General features: G+C 75.8%; 21 protein-coding genes. 11 read left to right on the top strand and 10 right to left on the bottom strand.

The window, feature by feature from the left end:
• Positions 1-228 precede the first annotated feature (228 nt).
• From AB0469_RS34540 to tdh, 3 genes are all read right to left on the bottom strand, one after another.
• Positions 229-1,143 (bottom strand): LysR family transcriptional regulator, encoded by a 915-nt coding sequence (locus tag AB0469_RS34540; RefSeq protein WP_042809106.1) that lies wholly within the window; start codon positions 1,141-1,143, stop codon positions 229-231.
• Between the two features lie 12 nt (positions 1,144-1,155).
• Positions 1,156-2,364 carry a glycine C-acetyltransferase gene (locus tag AB0469_RS34545; RefSeq protein ID WP_042809107.1) on the bottom strand — a complete coding sequence of 403 codons (1,209 nt, stop codon included), beginning with the start codon at positions 2,362-2,364 and terminating at the stop codon, positions 1,156-1,158.
• Positions 2,365-2,633: 269 nt separating this feature from the next.
• Complete coding sequence (gene tdh / locus AB0469_RS34550) at positions 2,634-3,662, bottom strand: L-threonine 3-dehydrogenase (protein ID WP_366455457.1); 1,029 nt, start codon at positions 3,660-3,662, stop codon at positions 2,634-2,636.
• Between the two features lie 229 nt (positions 3,663-3,891).
• On the opposite strand from tdh, the gene AB0469_RS34555 reads away from it, so the two are divergent.
• Positions 3,892-4,803, top strand: coding sequence for an alpha/beta hydrolase (locus tag AB0469_RS34555; protein ID WP_366455458.1), 912 nt, complete (start codon positions 3,892-3,894; stop codon positions 4,801-4,803).
• A gap of 20 nt (positions 4,804-4,823) precedes the next feature.
• Here AB0469_RS34555 and AB0469_RS34560 read toward each other — a convergent pair whose 3' ends face one another.
• Together AB0469_RS34560 and AB0469_RS34565 are read right to left on the bottom strand one after the other, a co-directional pair.
• On the bottom strand, positions 4,824-5,552 hold the full coding sequence (locus AB0469_RS34560) for a class I SAM-dependent methyltransferase (protein WP_366455459.1): 729 nt from the start codon (positions 5,550-5,552) through the stop codon (positions 4,824-4,826).
• A 79-nt stretch (positions 5,553-5,631) separates the two neighbouring features.
• Positions 5,632-6,585 (bottom strand): LysR family transcriptional regulator, encoded by a 954-nt coding sequence (locus tag AB0469_RS34565; protein WP_366455460.1) that lies wholly within the window; start codon positions 6,583-6,585, stop codon positions 5,632-5,634.
• Positions 6,586-6,812: 227 nt separating this feature from the next.
• Between AB0469_RS34565 and AB0469_RS34570 the strand changes: the two genes are divergently transcribed.
• Together AB0469_RS34570 and AB0469_RS34575 are read left to right on the top strand one after the other, a co-directional pair.
• Entirely contained in the window at positions 6,813-8,225 is a 1,413-nt protein-coding gene (locus tag AB0469_RS34570; RefSeq protein WP_366455515.1) for an MFS transporter, read from the top strand.
• A gap of 4 nt (positions 8,226-8,229) precedes the next feature.
• On the top strand, positions 8,230-10,365 hold the full coding sequence (locus tag AB0469_RS34575; RefSeq protein WP_366455461.1) for a SpoIIE family protein phosphatase: 2,136 nt from the start codon (positions 8,230-8,232) through the stop codon (positions 10,363-10,365).
• A gap of 17 nt (positions 10,366-10,382) precedes the next feature.
• Here AB0469_RS34575 and AB0469_RS34580 read toward each other — a convergent pair whose 3' ends face one another.
• Positions 10,383-11,699: a serine hydrolase domain-containing protein gene (locus AB0469_RS34580; protein ID WP_366455462.1), complete on the bottom strand. Its 1,317-nt coding sequence runs from the start codon at positions 11,697-11,699 to the stop codon at positions 10,383-10,385.
• A gap of 440 nt (positions 11,700-12,139) precedes the next feature.
• Here AB0469_RS34580 and AB0469_RS34585 point away from each other — a divergent pair, with 440 nt between their 5' ends.
• The gene (locus AB0469_RS34585) at positions 12,140-13,546 is read left to right on the top strand and encodes an APC family permease (RefSeq protein WP_366455463.1); all 1,407 of its coding nucleotides are present in this window, start codon (positions 12,140-12,142) and stop codon (positions 13,544-13,546) included.
• 78 nt (positions 13,547-13,624) lie between these two features.
• On the opposite strand, the gene AB0469_RS34590 is transcribed toward AB0469_RS34585, so the two are convergent.
• Together AB0469_RS34590 and AB0469_RS34595 are read right to left on the bottom strand one after the other, a co-directional pair.
• Positions 13,625-15,418, bottom strand: a complete 1,794-nt coding sequence (locus AB0469_RS34590; protein WP_366455464.1) for a glycoside hydrolase family 15 protein — start codon at positions 15,416-15,418, stop codon at positions 13,625-13,627.
• Between the two features lie 109 nt (positions 15,419-15,527).
• Positions 15,528-16,094 (bottom strand): DoxX family membrane protein, encoded by a 567-nt coding sequence (locus AB0469_RS34595; RefSeq protein WP_366455465.1) that lies wholly within the window; start codon positions 16,092-16,094, stop codon positions 15,528-15,530.
• Between the two features lie 131 nt (positions 16,095-16,225).
• On the opposite strand from AB0469_RS34595, the gene AB0469_RS34600 reads away from it, so the two are divergent.
• From AB0469_RS34600 to AB0469_RS34615, 4 genes are all read left to right on the top strand, one after another.
• Positions 16,226-16,690 (top strand): MarR family transcriptional regulator, encoded by a 465-nt coding sequence (locus AB0469_RS34600; RefSeq protein ID WP_042816696.1) that lies wholly within the window; start codon positions 16,226-16,228, stop codon positions 16,688-16,690.
• Between the two features lie 108 nt (positions 16,691-16,798).
• Complete coding sequence (dhaK, locus tag AB0469_RS34605) at positions 16,799-17,806, top strand: dihydroxyacetone kinase subunit DhaK (RefSeq protein ID WP_366455466.1); 1,008 nt, start codon at positions 16,799-16,801, stop codon at positions 17,804-17,806.
• Between the two features lie 37 nt (positions 17,807-17,843).
• Positions 17,844-18,452, top strand: coding sequence for a dihydroxyacetone kinase subunit DhaL (gene dhaL, locus AB0469_RS34610; protein ID WP_366455516.1), 609 nt, complete (start codon positions 17,844-17,846; stop codon positions 18,450-18,452).
• Positions 18,449-18,847, top strand: coding sequence for a PTS fructose transporter subunit IIA (locus AB0469_RS34615; protein WP_366455467.1), 399 nt, complete (start codon positions 18,449-18,451; stop codon positions 18,845-18,847). Before dhaL ends, AB0469_RS34615 begins: the two co-directional genes overlap by 4 nt.
• Positions 18,848-18,985: 138 nt before the next feature.
• On the opposite strand, the gene AB0469_RS34620 is transcribed toward AB0469_RS34615, so the two are convergent.
• Positions 18,986-19,396: a S4 domain-containing protein gene (locus tag AB0469_RS34620; RefSeq protein WP_366455468.1), complete on the bottom strand. Its 411-nt coding sequence runs from the start codon at positions 19,394-19,396 to the stop codon at positions 18,986-18,988.
• Between the two features lie 134 nt (positions 19,397-19,530).
• Between AB0469_RS34620 and AB0469_RS34625 the strand changes: the two genes are divergently transcribed.
• The 3 genes from AB0469_RS34625 (at position 19,531) to AB0469_RS34635 (ending at position 22,975) form a co-directional block, all read left to right on the top strand.
• Positions 19,531-19,926: a molybdopterin-binding protein gene (locus tag AB0469_RS34625; protein ID WP_042809951.1), complete on the top strand. Its 396-nt coding sequence runs from the start codon at positions 19,531-19,533 to the stop codon at positions 19,924-19,926.
• A 152-nt stretch (positions 19,927-20,078) separates the two neighbouring features.
• Positions 20,079-20,897, top strand: a complete 819-nt coding sequence (gene modA / locus AB0469_RS34630) for a molybdate ABC transporter substrate-binding protein (RefSeq protein ID WP_366455469.1) — start codon at positions 20,079-20,081, stop codon at positions 20,895-20,897.
• 140 nt (positions 20,898-21,037) lie between these two features.
• Positions 21,038-22,975: an ABC transporter permease gene (locus tag AB0469_RS34635; protein WP_366455470.1), complete on the top strand. Its 1,938-nt coding sequence runs from the start codon at positions 21,038-21,040 to the stop codon at positions 22,973-22,975.
• On the opposite strand, the gene AB0469_RS34640 is transcribed toward AB0469_RS34635, so the two are convergent.
• On the bottom strand, positions 22,956-25,718 hold the full coding sequence (locus tag AB0469_RS34640; protein ID WP_366455471.1) for a phosphodiester glycosidase family protein: 2,763 nt from the start codon (positions 25,716-25,718) through the stop codon (positions 22,956-22,958). The two genes, AB0469_RS34635 and AB0469_RS34640, sit on opposite strands and share 20 nt — an antisense overlap.
• Positions 25,719-25,821: the final 103 nt, after the last annotated feature.

A 25,821-nucleotide genomic window follows, 5' to 3' on the forward strand; every position in this document is an offset into this window, starting at 1 on the left:
TCGCGCAGCGACGCGACCGAAGGGAGCGCCCTTGACAGGCCGTCCCGACGCGGAAGGACGATGAGACTGACGGGAAACCCCCAAGCCCTCCCCGTGCCGCCCCGCCGAGGTCCCGCCCACCCCGGTGCCGCTCCGCGGTCCCCGTTCCGCGTCCGTTCGGTGCCGCCGCGAGGCGGGTGGGCAACCACCGCCCGGCCCCCGGCCCCTCGCGGGGGCGGTGGCGTGCCCCTAGCACCCCGGCACCCGTTCCCCCTCCCGGGACAGAGCCGCCAGGACCGGGGCGATCAGGGGGTGGGACTCGGCGCCGCGGCGGGTGGCGGCGAAGACGCGGCGGGTGGCGGACGGGCCCGAGACCGGGCGGACGCAGACCTCCTTGAGGTCCATGCCCCGCAGCGCCGAGCGCGGGACCAGGGCCACCCCGGCCCCCGCGCCGACCAGGGCGGTCACCGCGCGGAAGTCGTCGGAGGAGTGCACGAAACGGGGCTGGAAGCCAGCCAGTTCGCAGGCCAGCAGGGTCACGTCATGACACGGGTTGCCCGGGTACTGCCCCACCCATTCCGCGTCGGAGAGGTCCGCCAGGGCGACGGCGGGGAGGTCGGCGAGGGGGTGTCCCGTCGGCAGGACCGCGTCGAAGGGCTCCGCGTACAGCGGGATGACCGACAGGCGGCCGTCGTCGGCGCCCGGCGCGCCCCGGTACTCGACCGCGAGGGCCAGGTCGGCCTCCCCGTCGAGCAGCTGCAACAGGCTCTGGTCGCCCTCGGCGTCCCGGACGCGGAGCCGGATCCCCGGGTGCTCCCGCGCGAGGCGGGCCAGGGCGGGGGCCAGCACCTCGGCGATGCCGGTCGCGAAGGCGGCGACGGTGACCTCGCCGGCCGCTCCGCCCGCGTACGCGGCGAGTTCCGCCTCGGCGCGCTCCAGCTGGGCGAGCACCTCGTGGGCGTGGGCCAGCAGGATCTCCCCGGCCGCGGTGAGCCGTACCCCGCGGCCGCTGCGGGTGAGCAGCGTGTGGCCGGTCTCCTGCTCCAGCGCGGCGAGCTGCTGGGAGACGGCGGAGGGGGTGAGGTACAGGGCTGCGGCCGCGGCGGTCACCGTACGGTGGTCCGCCACGGCCCGCAGGATGCGCAGCCGGCGGGGGTCGATCACCCCTCCATGATGTCAGCCCTGAGCAGCGGAAAGCGCCGCGCGGGCGTCCACGAAGGCGGCCACCGCGCGCTCCACGTCGGCCGTGGAGTGGGCCGCTGAGAGCTGGACGCGGATGCGGGCCTGGCCCATCGGGACCACGGGGTACGAGAAGCCGATCACGTACACCCCGCGCTCCAGGAGGAGCTCCGCCATCCGGGCCGCCTCGGCGGCGTCGCCGATCATGACGGGGGCGATGGCGTGGTCGCCGGGCAGGATCTCGAAGCCCGCCTCGGTCATCTTCGTGCGGAAGAGCTTGGTGTTGGCCGCGAGCTGGTCGCGCAGGTCGCCGGCGGACTCCAGCAGGTCGAGGACCTTGAGGGAGGCGGCGGCGATGACCGGGGCGAGGGAGTTGGAGAAGAGGTACGGGCGCGAGCGCTGGCGGAGCAGCTCGACGATCTCGGCGCGGGCGGCGACGTAGCCGCCGGAGGCGCCGCCGAGGGCCTTGCCGAGGGTGCCGGTGATGATGTCGATCCGGTCCATGACGCCGTGCAGCTCGGGGGTGCCGCGGCCGCCGGGGCCGACGAAGCCGACGGCGTGGGAGTCGTCGACCATGACCATGGCGTCGTAGCGGTCGGCGAGGTCGCAGATCTCGGTGAGCGGGGCGACGTAGCCGTCCATGGAGAAGACGCCGTCGGTGACGATGAGCTTGCGGCGGGCCCCGCCCTCGGTGGCGGTCTTGAGCTGGGCTTCCAGGTCCGCCATGTCGCGGTTGGCGTAGCGGAAGCGGCGGGCCTTGGAGAGGCGGATGCCGTCGATGATGGAGGCGTGGTTGAGGGCGTCGGAGATCACCGCGTCCTCGGCGCCGAGGAGGGTCTCGAAGACGCCGCCGTTGGCGTCGAAGCAGGAGGAGTAGAGGATCGTGTCCTCCTGGCCGAGGAAGGCCGACAGGCGCGCCTCGAGCTCCTTGTGCACCTCCTGGGTGCCGCAGATGAAGCGGACCGAGGCCATGCCGTAGCCCCAGCGGTCCAGGGCGTCCTTCGCGGCGGCGACGACCTCGGGGTGGTCGGCCAGGCCGAGGTAGTTGTTGGCGCAGAAGTTCAGGACCTCGCCGGGGGCGCCGCCCGCGGTCACCGCGACGGCGGCGCTCTGCGGGGTGCCGATGACGCGCTCGGGCTTGTGCAGGCCGGCGGCGCGGATCTCGGCGAGGGTGGCGCGGAGGTCCTCGCGGACGGACTCGAACATGGTCGGTTCTCCTTGTGCGGTGTGCCGTCCGGCGGGCGGACGGGAGGAGGGGGCCGGGCCCCGCGGAGGGGGGAGGGTGTGCGGGGCCCGGCCCGGGGGAGATGGTCTTGTGGCTGCCCGGCGGTCGCGGCCGCGACACGCGGACGGGCTGACGGACGACCGGCGGCGGCCGGTCGGGGCGGGGGCGGGTCCTGCCGGACGTCCGGGCCCGGCCCGAGGGGCGGGCGGGCGCCGGCCGGTGGCCGGTGCGGGCCGCCCGCCGCCGGGGGCTACTTCGTCCAGTCCAGGATGATCTTGCCGCTGCGGGCCGTGGAGGCCTCGTCGAAGGCGGCCTGGAAGTCGGTGTGCGAGTAGCGGCCGGTGATGACCGGGGTCAGGTCGAGGCCGCCCTCCAGCAGCACGGTCATCGCGTACCAGGTCTCGAACATCTCGCGGCCGTAGATGCCCTTGATGGTGATCATCGAGGTGACCACCTTGGCCCAGTCGACCGGGAACTCCTGGGCCGGCAGGCCCAGCATCGCGATCCTGCCGCCGTGCGTCATGTTGTCGATCATGTCGCGCATCGCCTCGGCGCGGCCGGACATCTCCAGGCCGACGTCGAAGCCCTCGCGCAGGCCCAGGCGCGTCTGCGCCTCGGCGATGGAGGACTCGGCGACGTTCACCGCGAGCGTGGCGCCCGCCTTGCGGGCGATCTCCAGGCGCTCGGGGCTGACGTCGGTGATGACCACGTTGCGCGCGCCGGCGTGCTTGGCGACGGCGGCGGCCATGATGCCGATCGGGCCGGCGCCGGTGATCAGCACGTCCTCGCCGACCAGCGGGAAGGACAGCGCGGTGTGCACGGCGTTGCCGAAGGGGTCGAAGATGGCGGCCACGTCCAGGTCGACGGGCGTGCGGTGGACCCAGACGTTCTGCGCGGGCAGGACGACGTACTCGGCGAAGGCCCCGTCGCGGCCGACGCCGAGCCCGATGGTGGAGCGGCACAGGTGGCGGCGGCCGGCCAGGCAGTTGCGGCACTTGCCGCACACCAGGTGGCCCTCGCCGCTGACCAGGGCGCCGACCTCGATGTCGCGGACGTCGGAGCCGAGCGCGGCGACCTCACCGACGAACTCGTGGCCGAGGACGAGCGGGGTCTTGACCGCGCCCTGCGCCCAGCCGTCCCAGGCGCGGATGTGGAGGTCGGTGCCGCAGATACCGGTGCGCAGCACCTTGATCAGCACGTCGCCGGGGCCGTATTCCGGCTCGGGGACGTCCATGAGCCACAGCCCGGGTTCGGCTTTGTGCTTGACGAGTGCCTTCATGGGGGTGGCTCCAGGCGTGCGGAAGGTGGGGCCGCCGGGCCCGCTGGTGCGCGAGCGGCGTGGTGACGGGCACCAATCTGCCGATCGGCGCGGTGATCAGTCCATCGAGACTTTCTTAAGCGGGTCGACAGCGCAGCTTCACGCCTATGCTCCTCCCTGGAACGGGGTAGGGCCCGGACCGGGATCGCCCGTGCGGTCCGGGGCCGGGGTGAAAGGGGAGGTGAGGGGCGTGCCGAGTCTGCGCAGCAGGGCGCTGTCGGCCGCACTGGTCGCGACGGGCCGGCGAAGACGGTTCGCCACCGCGGAGGCGGTACGGGCGACGGTGGCGCAGGCGGCCCGCAGGCCCGCCTCGCACCTGCCGCCGCGTTCGCTGGGGCGGGTCGCCGAGGTGTCGCGGACCTTCGTCGGCGCGTGGCCCGTGTACGACGTCTCCCCGCTCGGGGAGGAGCCGGTGGCGCGGGTGCTGTACGTGCACGGCGGGGCGTACATCAACGAGCTGGTGCGGCCGCACTGGTCGCTGATCCGGACCCTGGTCACGCAGGCCCGCGCCCGGGTGGTCGTGCCGGCGTACGTGCTGGCGCCGCGCGGGACCGCCGACCGGACCGTGCCGGTCGCGGCGGACCTGCTGAGCGGCCTGATCGAGAGCGGCGGCGCGGGCGGGACGGTGCTGATCGGGGACTCGGCCGGGGCCGGGATGGCGCTGGCGGCCGCGCAGCGGCTGCGGGAGCGGACCGGGGCGCAGCCGTCCCGGATCGTGCTGATCTCGCCTTGGCTGGACGTGAGCATGAGCCATCCCGGGCAGGCGGCGATCGAGGCGGCGGATCCGGTGCTGGCCCGGCCGGGGCTGGCGGAGGCGGGGCGGCTGTACGCGGGGACGCTGACGGCGGACGACCCGAGGGTGAGCCCGCTGCACGGGTCCTTCGCGGGGCTGGCGCCGCTGACGGTGTTCACCGGGACCCGGGACGTGCTGACCACCGACAGCCGGGAGCTGCTGCGCCGGGCGCGGGCGGCCGGTGCGGAGGTGGAGTGGCACGAGGAGCCGGGTCTGCCGCACGGGTACCCGCTGCTGCCGGTGCCGGAGGGGCGGGCGGCGAGGGACCGGATCGTGGAGCTGGTCCGGGCGACGGCCGACGAGGAGTAGCCCCGGGCCACGGGGGCCTCCTACGCCGTGCAGGTCAGCAGGGAGCTGACGGGTGCGGCGCGGTAGGCCGTCCAGTAGGCCTCGTCGCGCGCGGTGTCGGCGGGCGGGGTGCGGCTGGGCTGCCAGGCGACGGTCGAGAAGCCGGCGTCGACGGCGGCCTCGGCGAAGTCGGCGTGCGCCCATTCCCGGTACTCGAAGTGGAGCGGGGGCTCGGTCAGGAACTGGGCCTTGAGCAGGGGCGCGTCGCCGTCCGGCACCCGGTCGAGGATGCGCATCCCGTACGGGGACCAGTCGACGCGCGGGTAGGCGCCGGGGTTGCGGACGAGGGAGAGCAGTCGGCCGCCGGGGCGCAGGTTGGCGCGGATGCCGCGGAACATGGCGTGCAGGGCGGCGCGGTCGGGGGCGTGGCTGAACAGGTAGACGGCGGTGGCCAGGTCGAAGGGGCCGAGCTGGGGCATGTCCGCGGCGTCGGCGACGACGTACTCGACGGGGGCCGGGTGCCCGTCCCGGCCGTCGGCCTGCCGCTCGCGGGCCCGGCGGACGCGGTGCGGGCAGCTGTCGACGCCGACGGTCCGGCGGGCGCCGCCGCTCGCGAGCAGCGCGGCGGTGCCGCCGTGTCCGCAGGCCACGTCGAGGGTGTCGAGGTCGCGGACCCCGCCGAGGGCGTCGAGGGCGGTGCGGAGGGTGAAGGCGTCGGCCGCGGTGAAGGCGGCCCGGGGCGCGGGGTGGCTGGAGGTGTCGTCGTGCATGCCGGCATGCCTCCCCGGCGGGGGCGCGGGGGGCGGCGGGTGCGGCGGGTGCGTCCCCCGTACGAGGGAGGCGTTCGGGTCAGTCCGTGCGGCGGACGGGGCCGGGCGGGGCCGTGGGCGCTGCGCCGGCGACGAGTTCGCGGGCGCAGGCGCGCAGCCAGGCGTGCGCGGGGTCGGCGTCGTGGCGGGGGTGCCAGGCGAGGCCGAAGGGGAGCGGCGGGAGCTCCAGGGGGACCTCAAAGGTGACCAGGCCGAGGGCTTCGGCCTGGCTGGTGGTTCGGGTGGGGATGAGGCCGATGAGGTCGGTCTCGCGCAGGACGAAGAGGGAGGCCGGCGTGGAGCCGATGCTGCCCACGACCCGCCGGGAGAGTCCCTGTTCGGCGAGGGCGGTGTCCACCGGCCCCTCCAGCCTGCCGCGCCGGGAGACGTTCAGGTGCTCTCCGGCGGCGAAGCGGCGCGCGGTGAGGCGGCCGCGCAGCAGCGGATGGCCGGCCCGGACGACGCCCAGCATGCGCTCGTCGACGAGGTGCTCGCTGCGGACCTCGGGGGAACGGCTGTCGATGACCCCGAGTTCCAGGTCCGCGACCCCCTCGCGCAGGGCCGGCACGTCGATGTGGCTCTCCGACAGGAACCGCAGCCGCACCCGGGGGGCCTCGCGGCCGATCCGCTGGAAGAGGGTGGCGCCGAAGGTGGCGGCGAAGGAGTCGTGGGCCATGACGGTGAAGGTGCGTTCCAGGGTCCGGAGGTCGACCTCGCCGCCGGTGAGGAACAGGGCCCTGGCCCGTTCGACCACGGAGCGGACCTCGCCCTGGAGGGAGAGGGCGTGGGGGGTGGGGACCATGGTCCGGCCGGCCCGGACGAGGACGGGGTCGCCGAGGGCCTTGCGGATCCGGCCGAGGGTGCGGCTCATGGCGGGTTCGGAGAGGTGGAGGCGGGCGGCGGCGCCGGAGACGCTCGATTCCTCGAGCAGGACGTCGAGGGCGACGAGCAGGTTCAGGTCCAGCCCGACGGATCCGGATTGCGTCACACGCATTCATCCCTTGCGGAAGTTGCACTGGAAAGCAGGTCGCGCCAACTCTACGGTGGTTCGGCGGGGGTTGATCTCCCCCGGACTCCATCACCGTCGACCGACTCCCAGGAGGAGCCGTGCTCCGCCATGCCCGCACACCGGCCGCGCCCGAACCCGGCGCCGCAGCCCCGTCTTCACCCTCACCCTCCGATACCGGCGGCGCCCGGCCCGGCGGCCCGGCCGCCCCGGGGCTGTCCCGTGCCGCCCTGCTCGCGCTGTACGCCTGCGTGCTCGTCGCGCAGGGCATGGTGGCCGCGGTCAACCTGCTGATCCCGCAGCTGGCCGCCTCCACCCTGCACCCGAGCCCCGGCGAGCTGCTCTGGGCCGTCGACGCCTACGTGATCGTCTTCGCCGCCCTGCTGATCCCGGCCGGGGCCCTCGGCGACCGCTACGGCCGCAAGGGCGCCCTGCTGGCCGGGCTCGGGCTGTTCGCCGCGGGCGCGGTGCTCAGCGCGCTCGCCGGGGACCCGGCGGTGCTGATCGCCGGACGCGGGCTGTGCGGGGCGGGAGCCGCCCTGATCATGCCTGCGACCATGTCCGTCCTGGTCCGCCTGACCCCGCCCGAGCGGCGCCCCCAGGCGCTGGCCACCTGGACGCTCTCCGCCGGCCTCGGGGGCCTGGCGGGCAACGTCGGCGGCGGTCTGGCGGCGGAGTTCCTCACCTGGCGGGCGCTGTTCTGGGCGGTCGTCCCGCTGGCCGCGCTGCTCGCCCTCGCGGTGGCCCGCGCGGTGCCGCGCACGCCCTCGCGTCCGGACGCGGCCGTCGACCCGCTCGGCGCCCTGGTCCTGGCGGCGGCGCTGTGCTCCGTCGTCTACGGGATCATCGAGGGACCCTCGTACGGCTGGGCCTCGGGCCGGGTCCTGACGGCCTTCGCGGCCGGGGCGGCCCTGCTGGCCGGGTTCGTCCTCCGCGCCCTGCGCGCCGCCCGCCCGCTGCTGGATCCGCGGATCTTCGCCTCCCGCCGGCTGCGCGCCGGGACGCTGGGCATCGGCGCCGCGTTCTTCGGGCTCTTCTCCCTGTTCTTCGTCAACGCCCAGTACCTCCAGTACGCGAAGGGCTTCTCGCCCGCCCAGACCGGTTTCGCGATCGTCCCGCTGACCGTCGGCATGGCGCTGGTGCCGCGCTTCGGCGCCCGCCTCCAGCAGCGGACCGGGCCCCGGCTGCCGGTGGGCCTCGGGCTCGTGCTGATCGCGGGGGGCCTGCTGCTGGTGTCCACGGTCGACGCGGGGACCCCGTACGCGGTGTACGCCGGCTATCTGCTGGTGCTGTCCGTGGGGACGGGGCTGTGCGCGCCCTCGCTGACCATGACGGTGGTCACGGCCCTGCCGCCGCACCAGGCGGGGCTGGGTTCGGGGCTCAACACGGCCGCCCGGGAGATCGGGGCGGCGCTGGGCGTGGCGGTGGTCGGCACGGTGCTGGCCTCCCGGTTCCACGGGAACCCGGCGGCGGACCCGGCGCAGGCGGCGGCCTTCACGGACGCCATGGGGGTGGCGCTGCGCACGGTGGCGGCGGCGCTGCTGGTCGCGTCGGCGGCGGTGGTGTCCGGTTTCCGGGAGCGCGGGGGGCGCCGGAGTGCAGCGGCCGGGGGCCAGGGAGCATCCTGACTGTGTGACGGCGAGACCGGACGGCGACGGCCCGGCGTCCGACGCCGCGGGCCGGGTGCTCGCGCGGGCGGCGGTGGGTGCCGTGCGGGCCGTCGGGGGCTGTGCGGGCGGGGTCTACCTGCGCTCGGATACCGAGGGGCTGCTGCGGATGGCGGCGGTGACGGGCCTGCCGGGGGTGCTGTTCCGGCCCTGGTGGCGGATCCAGGTGAACCGCCCGTACCCGGTGGCGGAGGCGTTCCGCAGCGGCCAGGCGGTGCACCTGCCGGACGGGGAGACCGCGGTGCGGCGCTTCCCGCAGCTGATGGCGGGGCTGCCGTTCCCGTTCGGGTCGCTGTACGAGCCGGTGGCCGCAGGGGGGCGGCGGTTCGGGGTGCTGCTGGTGGTGCGGCCGGCGACCCCCGGGGTTCCGGTCGACGCCGACGACCGGCGGCGGATGCGGGAGGCCGCCGACCGGCTGGGGCGGGACCTGGCCGAGCTGGCGGCCGCCGGGGATCCGGTGCACTGGGACCGGGACCCGCTGGGCGTGCCGTGGCCCCAGGCCGGCGGGAGCGCCGGCGAGGCCGCGGACCGGCTGCCCGTGGGGGTGCTGTCCGTGGACCGGCAGGGCGTCATCGGCTTCGCCAACGCCGCCGCCGGGGAGCTGTCCGGGATGCCGGCGGCGCGGCTGGCGGGGCGCGGGCTGTGGGAGGCCCTGCCGTGGCTGGGGCACCCCGCGTTCGAGGACCACTTCCGGGGGGCGTACCTGTCGGGGGAGGCGGTCTGCTTCGAGGCCCGGCGGGGGAAGGACGCCGATCCGGCGGCGGTGTCGGTGGGGCTCTACCCGGCGCCCTCGGGGCTGACGGTGACCCTGGAGGCGGGCGGGCGGCCCGTGTACGCGCCCGGTGCGGCGGCCCGGGCGGGCCCGGGATCCGGTGCGGCGGCGGCCTCCCGGGCCTCGGCCCTGTACCGGCCGGTGGCCCTGGCGATCGCGCTGACCGAGGCGATGACGGCCCGGCAGGTCTCGGCGGTGGTCACCGAGGAGCTGCTGCCCGCGTTCGGCGGCCGGCAGCTGGCGATCTACCTCTTGGACGAGCGCCACCTGTACCTCGCCTGGGAGACGGGATTCCCGCGGGGGTTCCTGGACCGGTTCGACGGGGTCTCCCTGGACGCGCGGCTGCCGGGCGTGGAGACGCTGACCTCGGGGCGGCCGCTGTTCTTCGAGTCGATGCAGCACCTGGCGTCGGCCTATCCGGGGATCCCGCTGGACGCCGACGTCGGCGCCCGCGCCTTCCTGCCGCTGATCGCCTCGGGCCGCCCCGTGGGCTCCTGCATCCTCGGCTTCGACGCGCCGCGCGGGTTCAGCCGGGAGGAGCGCACGGTGCTCACCGCGCTGGCCGGGCTGATCGCGCAGGCCCTGGCGCGGGCGCGGCGCTACGACAGCGAGGCTGCGCTGGCCCGGGGGCTCCAGGCGGCGCTGCTGCCGCACCGGCTGCCGGTGACGGGGCGGGTGGCCACGGTGGGCCGGTACCTGCCCGGCTCGGCCGGGATGGACGTCGGCGGCGACTGGTACGACGTCGTCGAGACGGGCCCGGACCGGCTGGCCCTGGTCATCGGTGACGTCCAGGGCCACGGGGTGGCGGCCGCCGCGACCATGGGCCAGCTGCGCAGCGCCGTACGGGCGTTCGCGCTCAGCGGGAACAGTCCGGAGCAGGTGGTGCGGGGCACCAACCAGCTCCTGATCGACCTGGACCCGGGCCAGTTCGCCAGCTGCTGCTACGTCCTGCTCGACCCGGCGTCCGGCCGCGCCGTGGCCGCCCGCGCCGGGCATCCGCAGCCGCTGCTGCGCCACGCCGACGGCCGTACCGAGGTGCTGGACCTGGCGGGCGGGGTGGTCCTGGGGGTCGACCCGGGGGCCTCGTACCCGGAGACGGAGCTGCTGCTGGAGCCGGGCGCGGTGCTGGCCCTGTACACCGACGGGCTGGTGGAGGTGCCGGGCGCGGACATCGACGAGGGCGTGGAGCGGCTGCGGTCCGTCCTGGCCGCCGCCGCCCGCCCGGCCCCGCTGACGGAGACGGCGGACCGGCTGGTGGCGGAGGCGGACGAACGGGCCGACCGGCCGGACGACATCGCGCTGCTCCTGGCGTCCCGCGCGGATGCCTGAGTCCGGGCCGGGCGCGGCTACCGGGTGAGCCCCTTGACGGGGAGGGAGTCCAGGGGCTCGGGAAGCGGCTTCGGGGCGGCGGCCGAGCGGGCGCCGTCGGAGGCCGGGCACAGGGCGCGGAGCGCGAAGGCGCCCAGGGCCGCGTCGGCGGGGTGCGGGACCGGCTTCCCCCCGGCGTCGAAGCGCTGGTACTTCATCAGGTTGTACCCGACGGCGTACTGGCGAGCGCCGTCGGCGGTGGTCATGGCGGAGGTGCCGGCGCCGAAGACGGCCCCGTCGTGGCCCCAGACCGGGCCGCAGGGCGTGTCCAGGGAGAGCAGGCCCAGGCCGTAGCGCATGACGACGGTGCCGCCGGGGTCCTTGACCGGCACGGTGGTGCGCATCTGGCGCACCTGCTCGGCGGGCAGCAGCCGGCCCTGGAAGAGGGCCCGGTAGAAGGCGGTGAGGTCGTCGGTGGTGGAGACCAGCGCCCCGGCCGTTCCGCCCCAGGTCATGTTGTAGTCGGCGTAGTCGCGCGGCGGGTCGATCAGCCCGTACCAGTTCTCGTACATCCCGGCGTGGGGGCCCTTGATCCGCTCCGTGGTGCCTGGGAAGTAGGTGTCCCGCAGCCCGGCCCGGCGGATCACGTCCCGGGTGATGACCTTCTCGGGGTCCTCTCCGGTGGCCTTGCGCAGCACCTCGCCCAGCAGCACGTAGTTGGTGTTCGAGTACGACCAGTCGGAGCCCGGCTCGAACAGCTGCGGCTGAACCGTCCCCAGGGCGATGAGCCGGCCGGGGGTGAGGGTGCGGTGGCGGAACTCGTCCAGGCTCGCCGTGGAGTTCTGCATGAGGGACGGGAAGGCCCCGCCGATGTAGTCGGCGATCCCGCTGGTGTGGTTCATCAGCATGCGCACGGTGACCTTGCGGCCGCGCTCCCCCGGCAGCAGGTCGGGGACGTAGTCGGCGACGGGCCGGTCGAGCCCGATGCGGCCCCTGGCGCTCTGCTGGAGCACGGCGACGGCGGTGAAGGACTTGGTGACGCTGCCGACCCGGTGGCGCATCCCGGGGGCGGTGGGCCGGCCGGTGTCCCGGTCGGCGAGGCCGGTGGCCCCGCTCCAGTGGGTGCGGCCGTCGCGGACGGAGGCGTACGCGCCGTAGACCCCGGCCTCGTGCACGGCGTCCAGCGCCCGGGTGAGGGCGGCGCGGTCGAGGGCGTCGGCGGCCGCGGCGGGCCCGGCGGGGGGCGCGGCCGCGGCCTGTGCCGGAGCGGCCCCGGCGAGGAGGGCCAGGACGACGGCGGCTGCGGCCGCCGCTCCCCGTAAGCGTCGGTTGCGGTCCTGCTGTGCGAGCTCCACGCGGGTCTCCCCCGGGTCCGGGCGGCCGGCCGGGGGCCGCCAAATGATCTTGTGGACTCGATTCTGTCGGCCGCAGGCACGTTCCTCGTCCTTCGGGCGGACGATCCCGGCGCTTGACGCATACGCCCTCAGGACCAGACACACCTCCACCCGCGGGACCCCTTGACATCGGGCAAAGCGGAGGGAAATTCATTGGATCTCCCTTCGGTTCCCGTATGTCGCACCGGCCAGTGTTTACGCGGCCTTAACACCCGGATCGGCGGAAACGGAACCATCGGCACGATGGAATCCGCAGGTGGACAGCTCTTGACCTGCGGATGTCGTCGAGCTTCCATAACGGCCACCGGAGCCACACAAACGGAAGTGCCCACCACCGCCCCGGAGGCGATAGCGGCACCGGCACCCCCTTCTTCGCACCTGCCGATCGGAATCCCGCACCGATGACTGAAACGATCAGCGCGCCCCAGGCGCTCGCCCCCGCCACCGGGCCCACCCCCCAGAAGCTCAAGCGCTCCATCGGCGTCGTCGGCGGGACCCTGCTCACGCTGTCGTGCGTGACGCCCGCCTCGACCCTGTTCGTCGTCGTTCCCGATCTCTTCTCCAGTCTCGGCACCTGGACCGCGCTCACCATCGCGATCGGCTCGCTGCTCTGCATCGGCGTCGCGTTCTGCTACTCGGAGCTGGGCACGCTCATCCCGAGCGCGGGCGGCGAGTACGCCATGGTCTCCACGCTGGCGGGCCGCCTCGCCGGCTGGCTGGTGTTCGTGCTGTCCCTGCTCGTGGTGATGATCGTGCCTCCCGTGATCGCCATGGGGACCGCCGACTACCTCGCCCCGGTGGTGCACATACCGGCCCCGGTCGCCGGCGGCGCGGTGATGCTGCTCGCGACCCTCGCCGGTCTGCTGGACCTGCGGGCCAACGCCTGGATCACGGGCATCTTCCTGGTCCTCGAGGTGGTCGCGGCGGCGCTGGTCGCCGTGCTGGGCTTCGCGCACAGCGAGCGGGGCGCCGGCGCGCTGGTGCACGGCACGGTGGCCGCCGAGGGCGGCGGCACCTCCACGGTGACGGCGATGATGGTGGTCTCCGGCCTGGCGATCGCGCTGTTCATCACCCAGGGCTTCTCGACGGCCGTGTACCTCTCGGAGGAGCTGGAGAAGCCGCGCCGCAACGTCCCGCGGACCGTGCTCGCGACGCTGGCCATCTCCACCGCCGTCATCCTGGTGCCCGTCGTCGCGATCACCATGGGCGCCCCGGACCTGGACGCGCTGGCCTCCGGGGACCTCGGCGCGATGGTGACCGCCTGGTCGAACTCGGCCGTCGGCACCTTCGTCAGCCTCTGCGTGGCCCTGGCCATCGTCAACGCCGGCATCGTCATGGTCATCCAGAACTCCCGGGTGCTCTTCGCCTCCGCCCGCGACAAGGCCTGGCCCGAGCCGGTCAACCGCGGCCTGTCCCGCCTGGGCCGCTTCGGCTCCCCGTGGGTGGCCACCCTGCTGGTCGGCCTGCCGGGCGCGGCGATGTGCTTCGTCAACCTGGACACCCTGTACGGGGTGACCGGCGTGTCGGTGACCGGCATGTACCTGCTGGTCGCGGTGGCCGCGCTGTTCAGCCGGCGCGGGGCGCACCGCGAGGCCGCCGCCTGGCGGATGCCGCTGTGGCCGGCCGTGCCGATCGCGCTGATCGCCGTCCTGGCGTACATCCTGACCCAGCAGGAGACCCAGTACCTGCTGTGGACCGGCGGCATCACCGCCGTCGCCACCCTGTACTGGGCCCTGTACCTGCGGCCGCGCAAGGACACGCGCTGGCTGGTCAGCATTCCGGACACCGAGGAGCCGGCCGGGGCGTAGCCGCCCGGCCCGTCCCTCCCGGGCCCGTGGGGCCGCCGCACGCCGCGGCGGCCCCACGGGCGTTCCCGCTCCCGCCGGTCAGGGGCGGCCGTCGGCCGCTCCGAGGGTGAGGGCGGTGTTCACCAGGCCGATGTGGCTGAAGGCCTGGGGGAAGTTGCCGAGCTGGCGCCCTCTCGACGGGTCGTACTCCTCGGCCAGCAGGCCGACGTCGTTGCGCACGGCCAGCAGGCGTTCGAAGAGCTCGCGGGCCTCCTTGGGCCGGCCGGTCAGGTACAGGGCGTCCGCCAGCCAGAACGAGCAGGCCAGGAAGGCCCCTTCGTCGCCGGGCAGTCCGTCGACCGAGGGGCCTTCGGTGCTGTAGCGGCGGACTAGGCCGTCGTGGCCCAGCTCCGCCCGGACGGCGTCGACGGTGCCGATCACGCGCGGGTCGTCGGGCGGCAGGAAGCCGACGCGGGGGATGAGGAGCGTCGCCGCGTCCAGTTCGCGGGAGCCGTAGTACTGGGTGAAGGTGCCCCGTTCGGGGTCGTAGCCGTGCTCGCAGACGTCGCGGTGGACCTCGTCGCGCATGGTCCGCCAGCGCTCGATGTCGCCCGGCATGTGGGGGGCGGCCTCCAGGGTGCGTACGGCGCGGTCGGCGGCGACCCAGGCCATCACCTTGGAGTGGGTGAAGTGGCGGCGGGGGCCGCGCACCTCCCACAGGCCCTCGTCGGGCCGGTGCCAGTTGCGCTCCAGGAAGTCGAGCAGGGCCAGCTGGATCTGCCAGGCGTGCCGCTCCGAGGCCAGGCCGGTGGAGCGGGCCAGGTACAGGGAGTCGAGGACCTCGCCGTAGACGTCCAGCTGGAGCTGGTCCACGGCGGCGTTGCCGACGCGCACGGGCGCGGAGTCGGCGTACCCGCGCAGCCACGGCAGCTCCGCCTCGGGGATGCGGCGCTCGCCTGCGATCCCGTACATGATCTGGAGGTCGGCCGGGTCGCCCGCGACGGCGCGCAGCAGCCAGCCGCGCCAGGCCCGGGCCTCGTCGAGGAAGCCGGTGGTCAGGAGCGCGCCGAGGGTCAGGGTGGAGTCGCGCAGCCAGCAGTAGCGGTAGTCCCAGTTGCGGACGCCGCCGAGCTCCTCCGGCAGGGAGGTGGTGGCGGCGGCGGCGATCCCGCCGGTGGGGGCGTAGGTCAGGGCCTTGAGGGTGATCAGGGAGCGGGTGACGGCCTCCTCGTAGGGGCCCTGGTAGCGGCACTGGGCGGACCAGTCCCGCCAGTCGGCGAGGCTCTGCTCCAGTGCCTCGTACGGGTCGACGCGCGGGGGGCGCGGTTCGTGCGAGGGGTGCCAGGACAGGACGAAGGCGACCTTCTCGCCGGGGCCGACGGTGAACTCGGAGCGGGTGCTGCGGTCCACGCCCCAGGTGTGGACGGGGGGCTCGCTGCGGAACCAGACCGAGTCGGGCCCGGCGACGGCGACCCGGTCGCCCTCGCTGCGCCGGACCCAGGGGACGACGTGGCCGTAGTCGAAGCGCAGGCGCAGGGTGCTGCGGACGGTGACCCGGCCGGAGATCCCCTCGACGACGCGCATGACGTCGGGGGCGGTGTCGCGCTGCGGCATGAAGTCGGTGACCTTGACGGTGCCGTCGCCGGTCTCCCAGTAGGACTCGAGGACCAGCGAACCGTCGGCGTAGGCCCTGCGGGTGCACCGCTCGCCCTCGGCGGCCGCGGCCGGGGCGATCGTCCAGTGGCCGTTCTCCCGGTCGCCGAGGAGGGCCGCGAAGCAGGCGGCGGAGTCGAAGCGGGGCAGGCACAGCCAGTCGATGGACCCGTCGCGGCCCACCAGTGCGCTGGTCATGAGGTCGCCGATGAGTGCGTAGTCTTCGATGGGTTGTGTCATTTATCCGCTGTTCCCCCGATTTCCCCGGGCCAATCAGGGTGTCGCCCTCCGGCCCCGGGGGGCCGGAGGGCGAAGTGGCCCGTCGGGGCCGGTCGCGCGGGGCGAGGGGTCAGCCGCGCACGAGGAGGGTGGCTCCGGCGAGGACCACGCCGAGGGCCAGGGCGGACGCGCCGAGCGACAGGCGGTGGGTGCGCAGAGCGGGGAGCGGCAGGGCGCGGTCCAGGGCGTAGCGGCCGGGGCCGGTCAGGGTGAGGGCGGCCGCGGCCGCCGCGAGGAGCAGTTCGTACTCCATGCCCTTGGGGGCGAAGAAGGCCCCTGCGCCGTGGACGGCGAGGGCGTTGATCATCGTGCCGGTGACGGCGGCGCCGGCGAGCGGGGTGAGCAGGCCCGCGGCGAGCCCGAGGCCGCCCAGGGTCTCGGTCAGGCCGGCGAGGGCGGCCATGGTGTCGCCCGCCGGGTAGCCGACGGAGGTGAAGAACCGGCCGGTGCCGCTGATCCCGCCGCCGCCGAACCACCCGAAGAGCTTCTGGACGCCGTGGGCGGCCACGGTCAGGCCGAGGACGACGCGCAGGAGCAGCAGGCCGGTGTCGTAGGAGGCGGTGGAGGGGGCGGGGGTGGCGGATACGGCCGGTGCCGTGGCCGGGGCCTTCGTCGCGGTGGCGGAGGCGCTGGTCATGGGGGATTCCTTCCGGTCGGGGCGGCCCGAGGAGTCGTTCGTCGTGCACGGAGCAGGTTGTTCAAATTCGAACCGCCGACGCCGAGACTAACCACTGATTCAAATTCGAACAACTCGTGTACCCTGGCGCCATGGACGGAACGAGATGGCTGGACGAGCGCGAGATGCGGGCCTGGAGGGGCTTCCTGGCCGCTTCCGCCCTGGTGAACCGGCATCTCGACCAGCAGCTGAAGGACGACTCCGGACTCTCCCACCCCCAGTACGAGATCCTCGTGCGGCTCGCCGCGGCGCCCGACGGCGAACTGCGGATGACGGAACTCGCCAACGGGCTGATCAACTCCAAGAGCGGTCTGACCTACCAGGTCACCCAGATGGAGAAGGCCGGCCTGGTCCGGCGCCGCAGCTGCCCCTCCGACGTGCGCGGTGTCTTCGCCGTCCTCACCGACGCCGGCCGGGCCCGGCTGGAGGCGGCCGCGCCCGGCCACGTGACGGCCGTCCGGGAGGCCCTCGTCGACGTGCTCACCCCCGCCCAGCTGGACGCGCTGGCCGACGGCCTCGGCGAGGTCAGCCGCCGGCTGCGGGAGCAGGGCGGCTGACCTCCCGTCCTCTTGGCCGTTCCTCCCCTGATCCGGCAGCCGGTCGTGGTTGACTTCGAAACCCGGCCGCGAACGGGGCCGGACGGCCGCGCCACCTGGGAGGCAGCTTTGAGGATGCTCATCAACTCCGCGGACACCGTAGTCGCCGACGCGCTGCGCGGGATGGCGGCCGCGCATCCCGACCTCGACGTGGACGTGGAGCGGCGGGTGGTCGTACGGCGCGGCGCGAAGACCGGCGGCCGGGTCGGCCTGGTCTCCGGCGGCGGCTCGGGACACGAGCCCCTGCACGGCGGGTTCGTGGGGCACGGGATGCTCTCGGCGGCCTGCCCCGGAGAGGTGTTCACCTCCCCCGTCCCGGAGCAGATGCTCCACGCGGCGGGCAGCGTGGACTCCGGACAGGGCGTCCTGTTCGTCGTCAAGAACTACACCGGCGACGTGCTCAACTTCCAGATGGCGGCCGAACTCGCCGAGGAGGACGGCCTGCGGGTGGAGCGCGTGCTCGTCAACGACGACGTCGCCGTCACGGACAGCCTCTACACGGCCGGGCGCCGCGGTACGGGCGCCACCCTGTTCGTGGAGAAGATCGCCGGGGCGGCCGCGGAGGAGGGGGCGCCGCTGGAGCGGGTCGCGGCCCTCGCCCGGCAGGTCAACGAGAGCTCGCGCAGCTTCGGCGTCGCCCTCAGCGCCTGCACCACCCCCGCCAAGGGCAGCCCCACCTTCGAGCTCCCCGACGGGGAGCTGGAGCTGGGGATCGGCATCCACGGCGAACCGGGGCGCGAGCGGCGGGCCATGATGACCTCGCGGGAGATCGCGGAGGTGGCCGTGGGCGCCGTACTGGACGGCCTCGCGGAGACGGGCGGCCCGGCGGCCGGCCCCGTCCTGGCCCTGGTCAACGGGATGGGCGCGACCCCGTTGCTGGAGCTGTACGGGTTCCACGCGGAGGTCGCGCGGATCCTGGAGGCGCGCGGCGTCCCGGTGGCCCGCAGCCTGGTCGGGAACTACGTCACCTCCCTCGACATGGCGGGCTGTTCGGTGACGCTGTGCCGGGCCGACGACGAACTGCTGAGGCTCTGGGACGCGCCGGTGCAGACCCCGGCGCTGCGCTGGGGCCGCTGAGGAAGCGGGGCACACGGTCATGGACGAAGGGATTGCGGTGCGCGACGCGGAGTTCTTCCGGCGCTGGCTGGAGGCCGCCACGGCGGCGGTGGAACGGGAAGCGGACCGGCTGACCGAGCTCGACTCCCCCATTGGCGACGCCGACCACGGCGCCAACCTGCTGCGGGGCTTCACGGCCGTCCGCGCCGGGCTGGCGGGGGCCGATCCGGCGGCCGGGCCCGGCGCACTGCTCCAACTGGCGGGCCGCACCCTGATCTCCACGGTCGGCGGCGCCTCCGGCCCCCTGTACGGGACGCTGCTGCGCCGCACGGGCAAGGAGCTCGGCGAGGACCCCGAGGTCTCGGACGCCGCCCTGCAACAGGCCCTGCAGGCGGGGGTGGACGCGGTGGCCCGGCTGGGCGGGGCGGCGCCGGGCGACAAGACGATGCTGGACGCCCTGGTCCCCGGGGTGGCCGCACTGGGCACGTCCTACCCGGCGGCCCGGGACGCGGCGGAGGCCGGCGCCCTGGCGACGGTGCCGATACTGGCCCGCAAGGGCCGCGCCAGCTACCTCGGCGAACGCAGCATCGGCCACCAGGACCCGGGCGCCACCTCCTCGGCGCTCCTCCTGGCGGCCCTGGCGGACACGGCCGAGGGGGTCCGGTGAACGCGGTGGGCATCGTCCTGGTGTCGCACAGCGCCCAGGTCGCGGAATCGGTGGCGCAGCTGGCCCGGGCCCTGGCGGCGGGCGGCGCGGCGGCCCTGGTGGCCCCCGCCGGCGGACGGCCCGACGGCGGCCTCGGCACGAGCGCGGAGCTCGTCCTCGCGGCGGCGGCGTCGGTGGACCGGGGAGCCGGGGTCGCGCTGCTGGCGGACCTCGGCAGCGCGGTCCTGACGGTCAAGGCACTCCTGGAGGACGGCGACCTCCCGCCGGACTCCCGCCTCCTGGACGCGCCGTTCCTGGAGGGCGCGGTGGCGGCGGTCGTGGCGGCCTCGACGGGCGCCCCGCTGGAGGCCGTGGCCGTGGCCGCCACGGAGGCCTACGGCTACCGCAAGCGCTGACGCCCGGCGTCCGACGCCCGGCGTCCGGGATCCGGGATCCGGGCGCCCGGCGCCGGGGCGGGATCGGGGTGCACCGCGCGGCGGTGCACCGCACCCGCCCGCGCGGCGGTGCACCGCACCCGCCCCCGTCGCCGCGGGTCAGCGCCCCCGCAGGCTGTCGAACTCGCGCCGCTCGCGCTTGGTCGGCCGCCCGGCACCCCGTTCCCGGAGGCCGACCGCCGCGGCCTCCACCGCCGTCGGCACCGGCGGACTGTTGTCGACGAAGCACTCCACCGCCACCGGCGGCCCCACCCGCTTCGTCACGGGCCTGCGTACCACCACCACGCGCTCCCGTCCCGCGTGGAACAGCCGGACCTCGTCGCCCGCCCGCACCTGCTGGGCCGGCTTCGCCCGCTCCCCGTTGACCTTCACGTGCCCCGCCCGGCAGGCGGTCGCCGCGACGGACCGGGTCTTGGTGAGCCGTACCGACCAGATCCAGGCGTCCACCCGCGCGGTACCCGCCTCCAGCGGAGCCGGACCGGCCGCTCCCGTGCTCTTCGTGTCAGCCATGCCCCGAGCCTATCGATCCGGCGGCCCGGAAACGGAAGGCTTTTTGGCGGATACCACAAGGACCATGGCATCTGCGATAGAGAACGCGCCAAACGAATTGCACATGCGCTCGGAATGCCCCTAACTTGTCGCCCATGCAGTCCTACACCATCGGACAGGCGGCGCGTCTCCTGGGCGTCAGCCCGGACACCGCGCGCCGCTGGGCCGACGCCGGCCGGGTCGCGACCCATCGCGACGAGGCGGGCCGTCGCCTGATCAACGGCCGTGACCTCGCGGCCTTCTCCGTCGAGGTGGGGCAGGGCGCCCACACCGAGGACGGGGAGCCGTACACCTCGGCGCGCAACGCCTTCCCCGGCATCGTCACGGCCGTCACGCTCGGCGACGTGGCCGCCCAGGTCGAGATCCAGGCGGGTCCCCACCGCCTCGTCTCCCTGCTGACCCGCGAGGCCGTCGAGGAACTCGGACTGGAGGTCGGCATGCAGGCCACCGCCCGCGTGAAGTCGACCAGCGTGCACATCGACCGCACCTGATCCCGGTCCGGCGCGGCGTCCGGCCGCCCCCGCTCACCGCGCGTCCCGTGCGCACCCGCCCGTCCCCACCCGCTCCGCCCGTCACGGCGCGGGTCACCCCGCGCGGCCCGGCACCCGGCCGGCCGCCGACCCGATCCGAGGAGCCCCCTCCCGTGCACGCGATCCTGAACGGCCGCCGCGCGGCCGCCGCCGCACTGACCGCCGCCCTGCTCGTCCCGCTGTCCGCCTGCGGCGGCAACGACGACAAGAAGGCCGACGCCGCCGGCGGCCCGTCCGCCTCGGCCCCCGCCTCCGCCGGTACGAAGGCCGCCGAGCTCACCGTGCTCGCCGCGTCCTCCCTCACCGACGTCTTCAAGACGGCCGGCGAGGCCTACGAGAAGTCCCACCCGGGCACCAAGGTGAAGTTCTCCTTCGCCGGCTCGCAGGAGCTCGCCGCCCAGGTCAAGCAGGGCTCCCCCGCCGACGCGCTGGTCACCGCCGACACCAAGACGATGGACGGCCTCAGGGGCGAGACCAACGACCCGACGATCATCGCGAAGAACCGCCTGGTCATCGCCGCCGGCAAGGACAACCCGTTCAAGATCGACGAGCTCAAGGACCTCGCCGACTCCAAGATCAAGGTCGTTCTCGCGGCGCCCGAGGTCCCGGTCGGCCGCTACAGCAAGCAGATCCTCGACGCCCAGAAGATCGAGGTGAAGCCGGTCTCCCAGGAGCCCAACGTCCGCGCCGTCCTGAGCAAGGTCGAGCTGGGCGAGGCCGACGCCGGCCTCGTCTACAAGACGGACTCGGCCAAGTCCGGCGACAAGGTCGTCACCGTCGACATCCCGGACGACCAGAACGCGGTCGCCTCCTACCCGGCCGCCACGCTCAAGCAGTCCAAGAACTCCGAGGCCGCGGCCGCGTTCGTGGCCTGGCTGAGCACCCCGGAGGCGCAGAAGATCCTCCAGGACGCCGGTTTCCAGAAGCCGTAGCACCACGGCCCCCGGGGGGCTGCCCGGTCCGGGGGGACGGGCAGCCCCCTTCGGCATGCCCCCGAACGCCGGCACCCCGCCGCCGTAGGCTCCCTACGCCCCCCTCCCGCCCGCCGCAGCAGCTCCCGAGCAGGAACCCCATGAGCAGACTCCGCACCCGTACCCGGCCCCCCGTGACGCTGGCGCTCCCCGCGCTGCTGGCCGTCGCGTTCCTGCTGCTGCCGCTGATCGGCATCCTGACCCGCACCCAGTGGGGCGACCTCGCCGAACACCTCACCAGCCCCGGTGTGGTCGAGGCCCTGCGGCTGTCGCTGCTGGTCTCCGCCTGGGCGCTGGGCCTGTCCCTGCTGCTCGGGGTGCCGCTCGCCTGGCTGCTGGCCCGGGTCGAGTTCAGGGGCAAGGCCTTCGTCCGCTCGCTGGTGCTGCTGCCGATGGTGCTGCCGCCGACCGTCGGCGGTGTCGCGCTGCTGCTGGGCTTCGGGCGGCGCGGGCTGCTCGGGCCCTGGCTGGAGGAGACCTTCGGCATCACGCTGCCCTTCCACACCTCGGGCGCCGTCGTCGCGGCCACGTTCGTCGCCATGCCCTTCCTGGTGATCAGCCTGGAGGGGGCCCTCGGCGGACTCAAGCAGAGCTACGAGGAGACCGCCGCCTCCCTCGGCGCCCCGCCGGTCCGGGTGTTCTTCACGGTGACCCTGCCCATGGTGGCCCCCGGCCTGATCGCGGGCGCGGCCCTGACCTGGGCGCGGGCGCTGGGCGAGTTCGGGGCGACCATCACCTTCGCCGGTAACCTGCCCGGCACCACCCAGACCCTGCCGCTCCAGGTCTACCTGCTGCTCCAGGACCGCCCCGAGGCGGCCACCTCGGTGTCGCTGCTGCTGCTCGCCATCGCCATGGGCGTCCTCATCGCCCTGCGCGGCCGCTGGACCGGCACCCCGGCCGTCCGCACGGCGCCCCGGAGCCTTCCCGCGGCGGCCGAGGAGCCCCCCGCCGAACGGGACGGCGGCCCGCGGGACGACGCCGGGCCGGCCGCCCCCGACGACGGCCGCTGGCCCCTGCACGCCGAGGTCACCGGCTTCAACCGGCTGACCCTCGACGCCGGTCCGGGCACCACCATCGCCGTGGTGGGCGAGAACGGCGCGGGCAAGACCACGCTCCTGCGCGCCCTGCTCGGCCTGACCCCCCGCGCCCACGCCGCGCTGCGGCTCGGCGACACCGACGTCACCGCCCTGCCCCCGCACCGCCGCCAGGTGGCCTGGGTCCCGCAGGACGGGGCGCTGTTCCCGCACCTGAGCGCCCTCGCCAACACCGCGTACGGACTGCGCGCCCGCCGGGTGCCGCGCGCCGAGGCCCGCCGGGAGGCGCAGGCCTGGCTGGACCGGCTCGGCGTCGGGCACCTCGCCCAGCGGCGGCCCGGTCAGCTGTCCGGCGGGCAGGCGCAGCGCGTGGCCCTGGCCCGGGCGCTGGCCGCCCGTCCCCGGCTGCTGCTGCTCGACGAACCCCTCGCCGCCCTCGACCAGACCACCCGGGCGCACGTGCGGCACACCCTGCGCAGCCACCTCGCGGGCTTCGGCGGGGTGTGCCTGATCGTCACGCACGACCCCGTCGAGGCGGTGTCGCTGGCCGACCGGGTCCTCGTCCTGGCCGACGGCCGGACCCTCCAGGACGCGCCGCCCTCCGAGGTCACCCGGCATCCGCGGTCGCCGTGGGTGGCCCGGATGCTGGGCCGCAACGCCTGGCCGGGCACGGCCTCCGCCGAGGGGCTCGCGCTGGCGGGCGGCGGGCGGCTGGTGGTGGCCGAGGCGCTCCCGGAGGGGGACCGGGCCCTCGCGATCATCGCCCCGGAGGCCGTGTCGGTGCACCGGGAGCGGCCCGGAGGCAGCCCCCGCAACGTCTGGCCCGGCACCGTGCGGGAGGTCACCGCGGTCGGCAGCCGGCTGCGGGTGCTCGTCGGCTCGGCCGAGGCCCCCGACCTGGTCGCGGAGATCACCCCGGAGGCGGCCGCCGAACTGGGGGTGGCCGACGGCGCCGCGGTCTGGACGAGCGTGAAGGCCACCGAGGTCACCCTCGTGCGCCTGTAGGCGGTGCCACGGACAGCCAGTCGCGGCCGGGCGCGGCGAAGGCGTCGGCTCCGAACAGGGTCCGGCCGCCGCGGGGCGCCGCGACGGTCAGCACGCCCTCGTCCCGTGCGGCGGTGAAGCGGGGCGCGCCGAGGGTGAGGACCGCGGCCCTCTTCCCGGTCGTACGGCGGAACTCCGCGAGGCGCAGTGCCAGCAGGGCGGACTCCTTGGCGTCCAGGGTGTCCGGCGTGTAGGGCAGGACGACGGCCAGCGCGGCCGTGCCCGGCTCCCGGGCGGCGGTGTCCAGGGCCTGGCGCAGGGCCCGCATCCGGGCCAGGCCGGCGCCGCGGTCGAGGGTGCGGCGGCGGGTGTCGAGCGGGACGAAGCGCACCCCGCGGTGCAGGAAGGGCGCCTTCTCCGTGCCGGTCAGCGCCAGTTCGGCGCCGTCCCCGGCCGGTCCCCCGCCCGCGGCGAACCGCCAGGGCCGCGCCCGGACCTGGGCGGCGGTCGCCACCACCGGGTCGGGCCGGGCGGCGGCGGGGACGGCGGGTCCGGTGGGCGGGAGCGTCGCGGTCAGGGTGTCCAGCAGCAGCCGGCCGGGGCGGGCGCCGGGGGCCGCCGAGAGGCGGGTGACGCGCAGGGGCTGTTCGGCGGCGGCCGGGACCGGCAGCCGGACCTCCCGCCAGCCGGTCCAGTCGACGGCGGGCCCGCGCAGGGTCACGGGCACCCCGTCGGCCCCGGCCAGCTCCACGGCGGGCCGGGCCCCCGAGGCGTCCCCGCCGACCCACAGGGACAGGGCCCGGGTCAACTCCGGTACGGGGAGCGGGCGGGGCGGGACCGCGGCCGCGCCGGCGCGCGCCTCCAGGGCCAGCCCCGGGCCCGGGTGTCCCTCGGCGGGGGCGGCGCCGGGTCCGGTCCAGGCGGCCGCGTCCTCGAAGCCCGTCACGGGGGCGGCCGCCGAGCCTGCGCCGAGGGCGAGTTCGGCGGTGGCGCCGGTGGTCCTGACGGTGGCGGACAGCCGCCCGGCGGCCTGGGCGGCGAGGGCCGTGACGGTGAAGCCGCCCCGGCCGTCCTCGGCGACCCGCCAGCGGGTGCGGTCGTAGCTCAGGGTCAGGTCCCGGGGTTCGACGGGTGCGGCGGCGCCCTGGGCGTCGTACCCGCGCAGGCTGAACCCGGCGCTCCGCCCGCGCCCTTCGAGGCCGATCCGGGCGGGCACGGCCCGGATCCCGGCGAGCGGCCCGAGCACGTCGAGCCGCACGGCGCCCTCGGGCGCGCCCGTGCCCGTCCCCGCGGGCGCCCCGCCGCCGGAGGCGCCCATCCCCGCCTCCGCTCCCGGCGCGGTCGCGCCGGCCCGGCCCCTCGACCCGCCCCCGCCGGTCCGTCCCGCGGCCGAGGCCCGGACCGTGGCCTGGCCCGGGCGGTCGGCGCGGTAGACGCCGTCGGGGCCGATCCGGCCGCGGTCGGCGCTCCAGCGCGGGGTCGCGGCGGCCGGGGCGAGCGCGGTGTCGTAGGCGGTGGCGGTGAGGGTGCGGGTCAGTCCCGGGAAGAGCCGGGTGGCGCCTCCCGCGGGCTCGACCCGGAACCCGGCGGGCGTGCCGGGGCCCGCCGGGGCGGTCAGGACGAGGCCGTTGGGCACGGGGCGCGGCCGGCCGTCGGACGGGGAGTTCTCCAGGGTGGGGGCGCCCGCCCCGGGGTGGGTGGCGAGCAGGGTGGAGGAGCCTCCGCCGTCGAGGTTGAGGGCCTCGTAGGCGCCGAGCCGGTGCATGAGCGCGCCGAGCCGGGTGAGGGTGAGCCCGCCGCTGTCGCGCTGGCGGCCGTCGACGGTGACCAGGGTCAGCCGCCGGCCGTCCCGTGAGAGCCCGACGGCGGTGCGCGGGGCGGCCGCGTCGTTGGCCTCGCCGTCGTGGCCGACCGGGGTTCCGGCGGCGACCAGGGTCCCGCGCCCGCCGAGCGCCGTCACGGGGGCCGGACCGGTCGCGGGCAGCGGCCGGGCGGTGACCTCCACCGCGTCCCCCGGGCGCAGCGCGGCGAGCGCGGCCGCCCGGGCGGTGCCGCGGGCGGTCAGCAGGACGGTGCCGGGGGCGGGCCGCGCCGCCGGGGCGGGACCGGTGGAGGCCACCCGCCCGTCGCGCAGCACCACGGCCGGCCCGGGCCCCAGGGCCGGGAGCCGCTTGCCGCCCCAGTCGGCGGTGTAGGCGGCGAAGCCCTCCGCGGGCGGCTTGGCGGCGTTGTATCCGGCCAGGGGGTGGACCTTCCCGCCGGGCAGGGTCACCGTCCCGTCGAGGCCCAGGCGCAGCAGGCGGCCCGCTCCGTCCGGGCCGAAGCCGACGGCCGCGCCGCCGCCGGGCCCGGGCGAGGCGGAGTGCAGGAGCCGGCCGGCGCCGATGCCGGGGCCGAGGGGGGCGCCGGTGGAGCGGATGTCGAAGAAGTCGCCGTTGACGGCGGCGACCACGCGCCGTCCGGGCCCGGCCCGGTGGCGGGCGACGGCCTCGGCGAGGGTGACCGGGCCGGCGGCGCCGCCGGTGCCCAGGTACTCGGCCCGTACGCCGCCGCGCGGGTCGAGGTCGGCCACCAGCTCGTCGATCCGCAGCCAGCGGTCGGCCTCCAGCCGGTCGTACGACTCCAGGCGGATCCCGGGGGCGAGCTGCCGGCCGGTCCGGGCGGTCTCGATGCCCTCGCCGGTGCCGCCGGCCGCGGCGTACGCGGAACCGGGGGCCAGGAGGGCGGCGCTCAGCAGGGCGGGCAGCAGCGGACGGAAACTCATCACCCCGGCAGGATCGCCATACTGTACGACCATCGGTTCCGAGCCGCACCGCGTGGACCGGCAGGTTCATCCGTTCGCACCCGCAGAACCGCCGTGCGGCCGC

This window comes from Streptomyces sp. NPDC093801 (genome assembly GCF_040701585.1).
Lineage (GTDB): Bacteria > Actinomycetota > Actinomycetes > Streptomycetales > Streptomycetaceae > Streptomyces.

Coding starts and splice junctions, on each gene's coding strand:
- AB0469_RS34590 (WP_366455464.1), bottom strand. CDS start 15,418: ATGACACAACCCATCGAAGACTACGCACTCATCGGCGACCTCATGACC.
- AB0469_RS34640 (WP_366455471.1), bottom strand. CDS start 25,718: ATGAGTTTCCGTCCGCTGCTGCCCGCCCTGCTGAGCGCCGCCCTCCTG.
- AB0469_RS34600 (WP_042816696.1), top strand. CDS start 16,226: ATGGACGGAACGAGATGGCTGGACGAGCGCGAGATGCGGGCCTGGAGG.
- tdh (WP_366455457.1), bottom strand. CDS start 3,662: ATGAAGGCACTCGTCAAGCACAAAGCCGAACCCGGGCTGTGGCTCATG.
- AB0469_RS34625 (WP_042809951.1), top strand. CDS start 19,531: ATGCAGTCCTACACCATCGGACAGGCGGCGCGTCTCCTGGGCGTCAGC.
- AB0469_RS34620 (WP_366455468.1), bottom strand. CDS start 19,396: ATGGCTGACACGAAGAGCACGGGAGCGGCCGGTCCGGCTCCGCTGGAG.
- AB0469_RS34545 (WP_042809107.1), bottom strand. CDS start 2,364: ATGTTCGAGTCCGTCCGCGAGGACCTCCGCGCCACCCTCGCCGAGATC.
- AB0469_RS34595 (WP_366455465.1), bottom strand. CDS start 16,094: ATGACCAGCGCCTCCGCCACCGCGACGAAGGCCCCGGCCACGGCACCG.
- AB0469_RS34560 (WP_366455459.1), bottom strand. CDS start 5,552: ATGCACGACGACACCTCCAGCCACCCCGCGCCCCGGGCCGCCTTCACC.
- AB0469_RS34585 (WP_366455463.1), top strand. CDS start 12,140: ATGACTGAAACGATCAGCGCGCCCCAGGCGCTCGCCCCCGCCACCGGG.
- AB0469_RS34565 (WP_366455460.1), bottom strand. CDS start 6,585: ATGCGTGTGACGCAATCCGGATCCGTCGGGCTGGACCTGAACCTGCTC.
- AB0469_RS34635 (WP_366455470.1), top strand. CDS start 21,038: ATGAGCAGACTCCGCACCCGTACCCGGCCCCCCGTGACGCTGGCGCTC.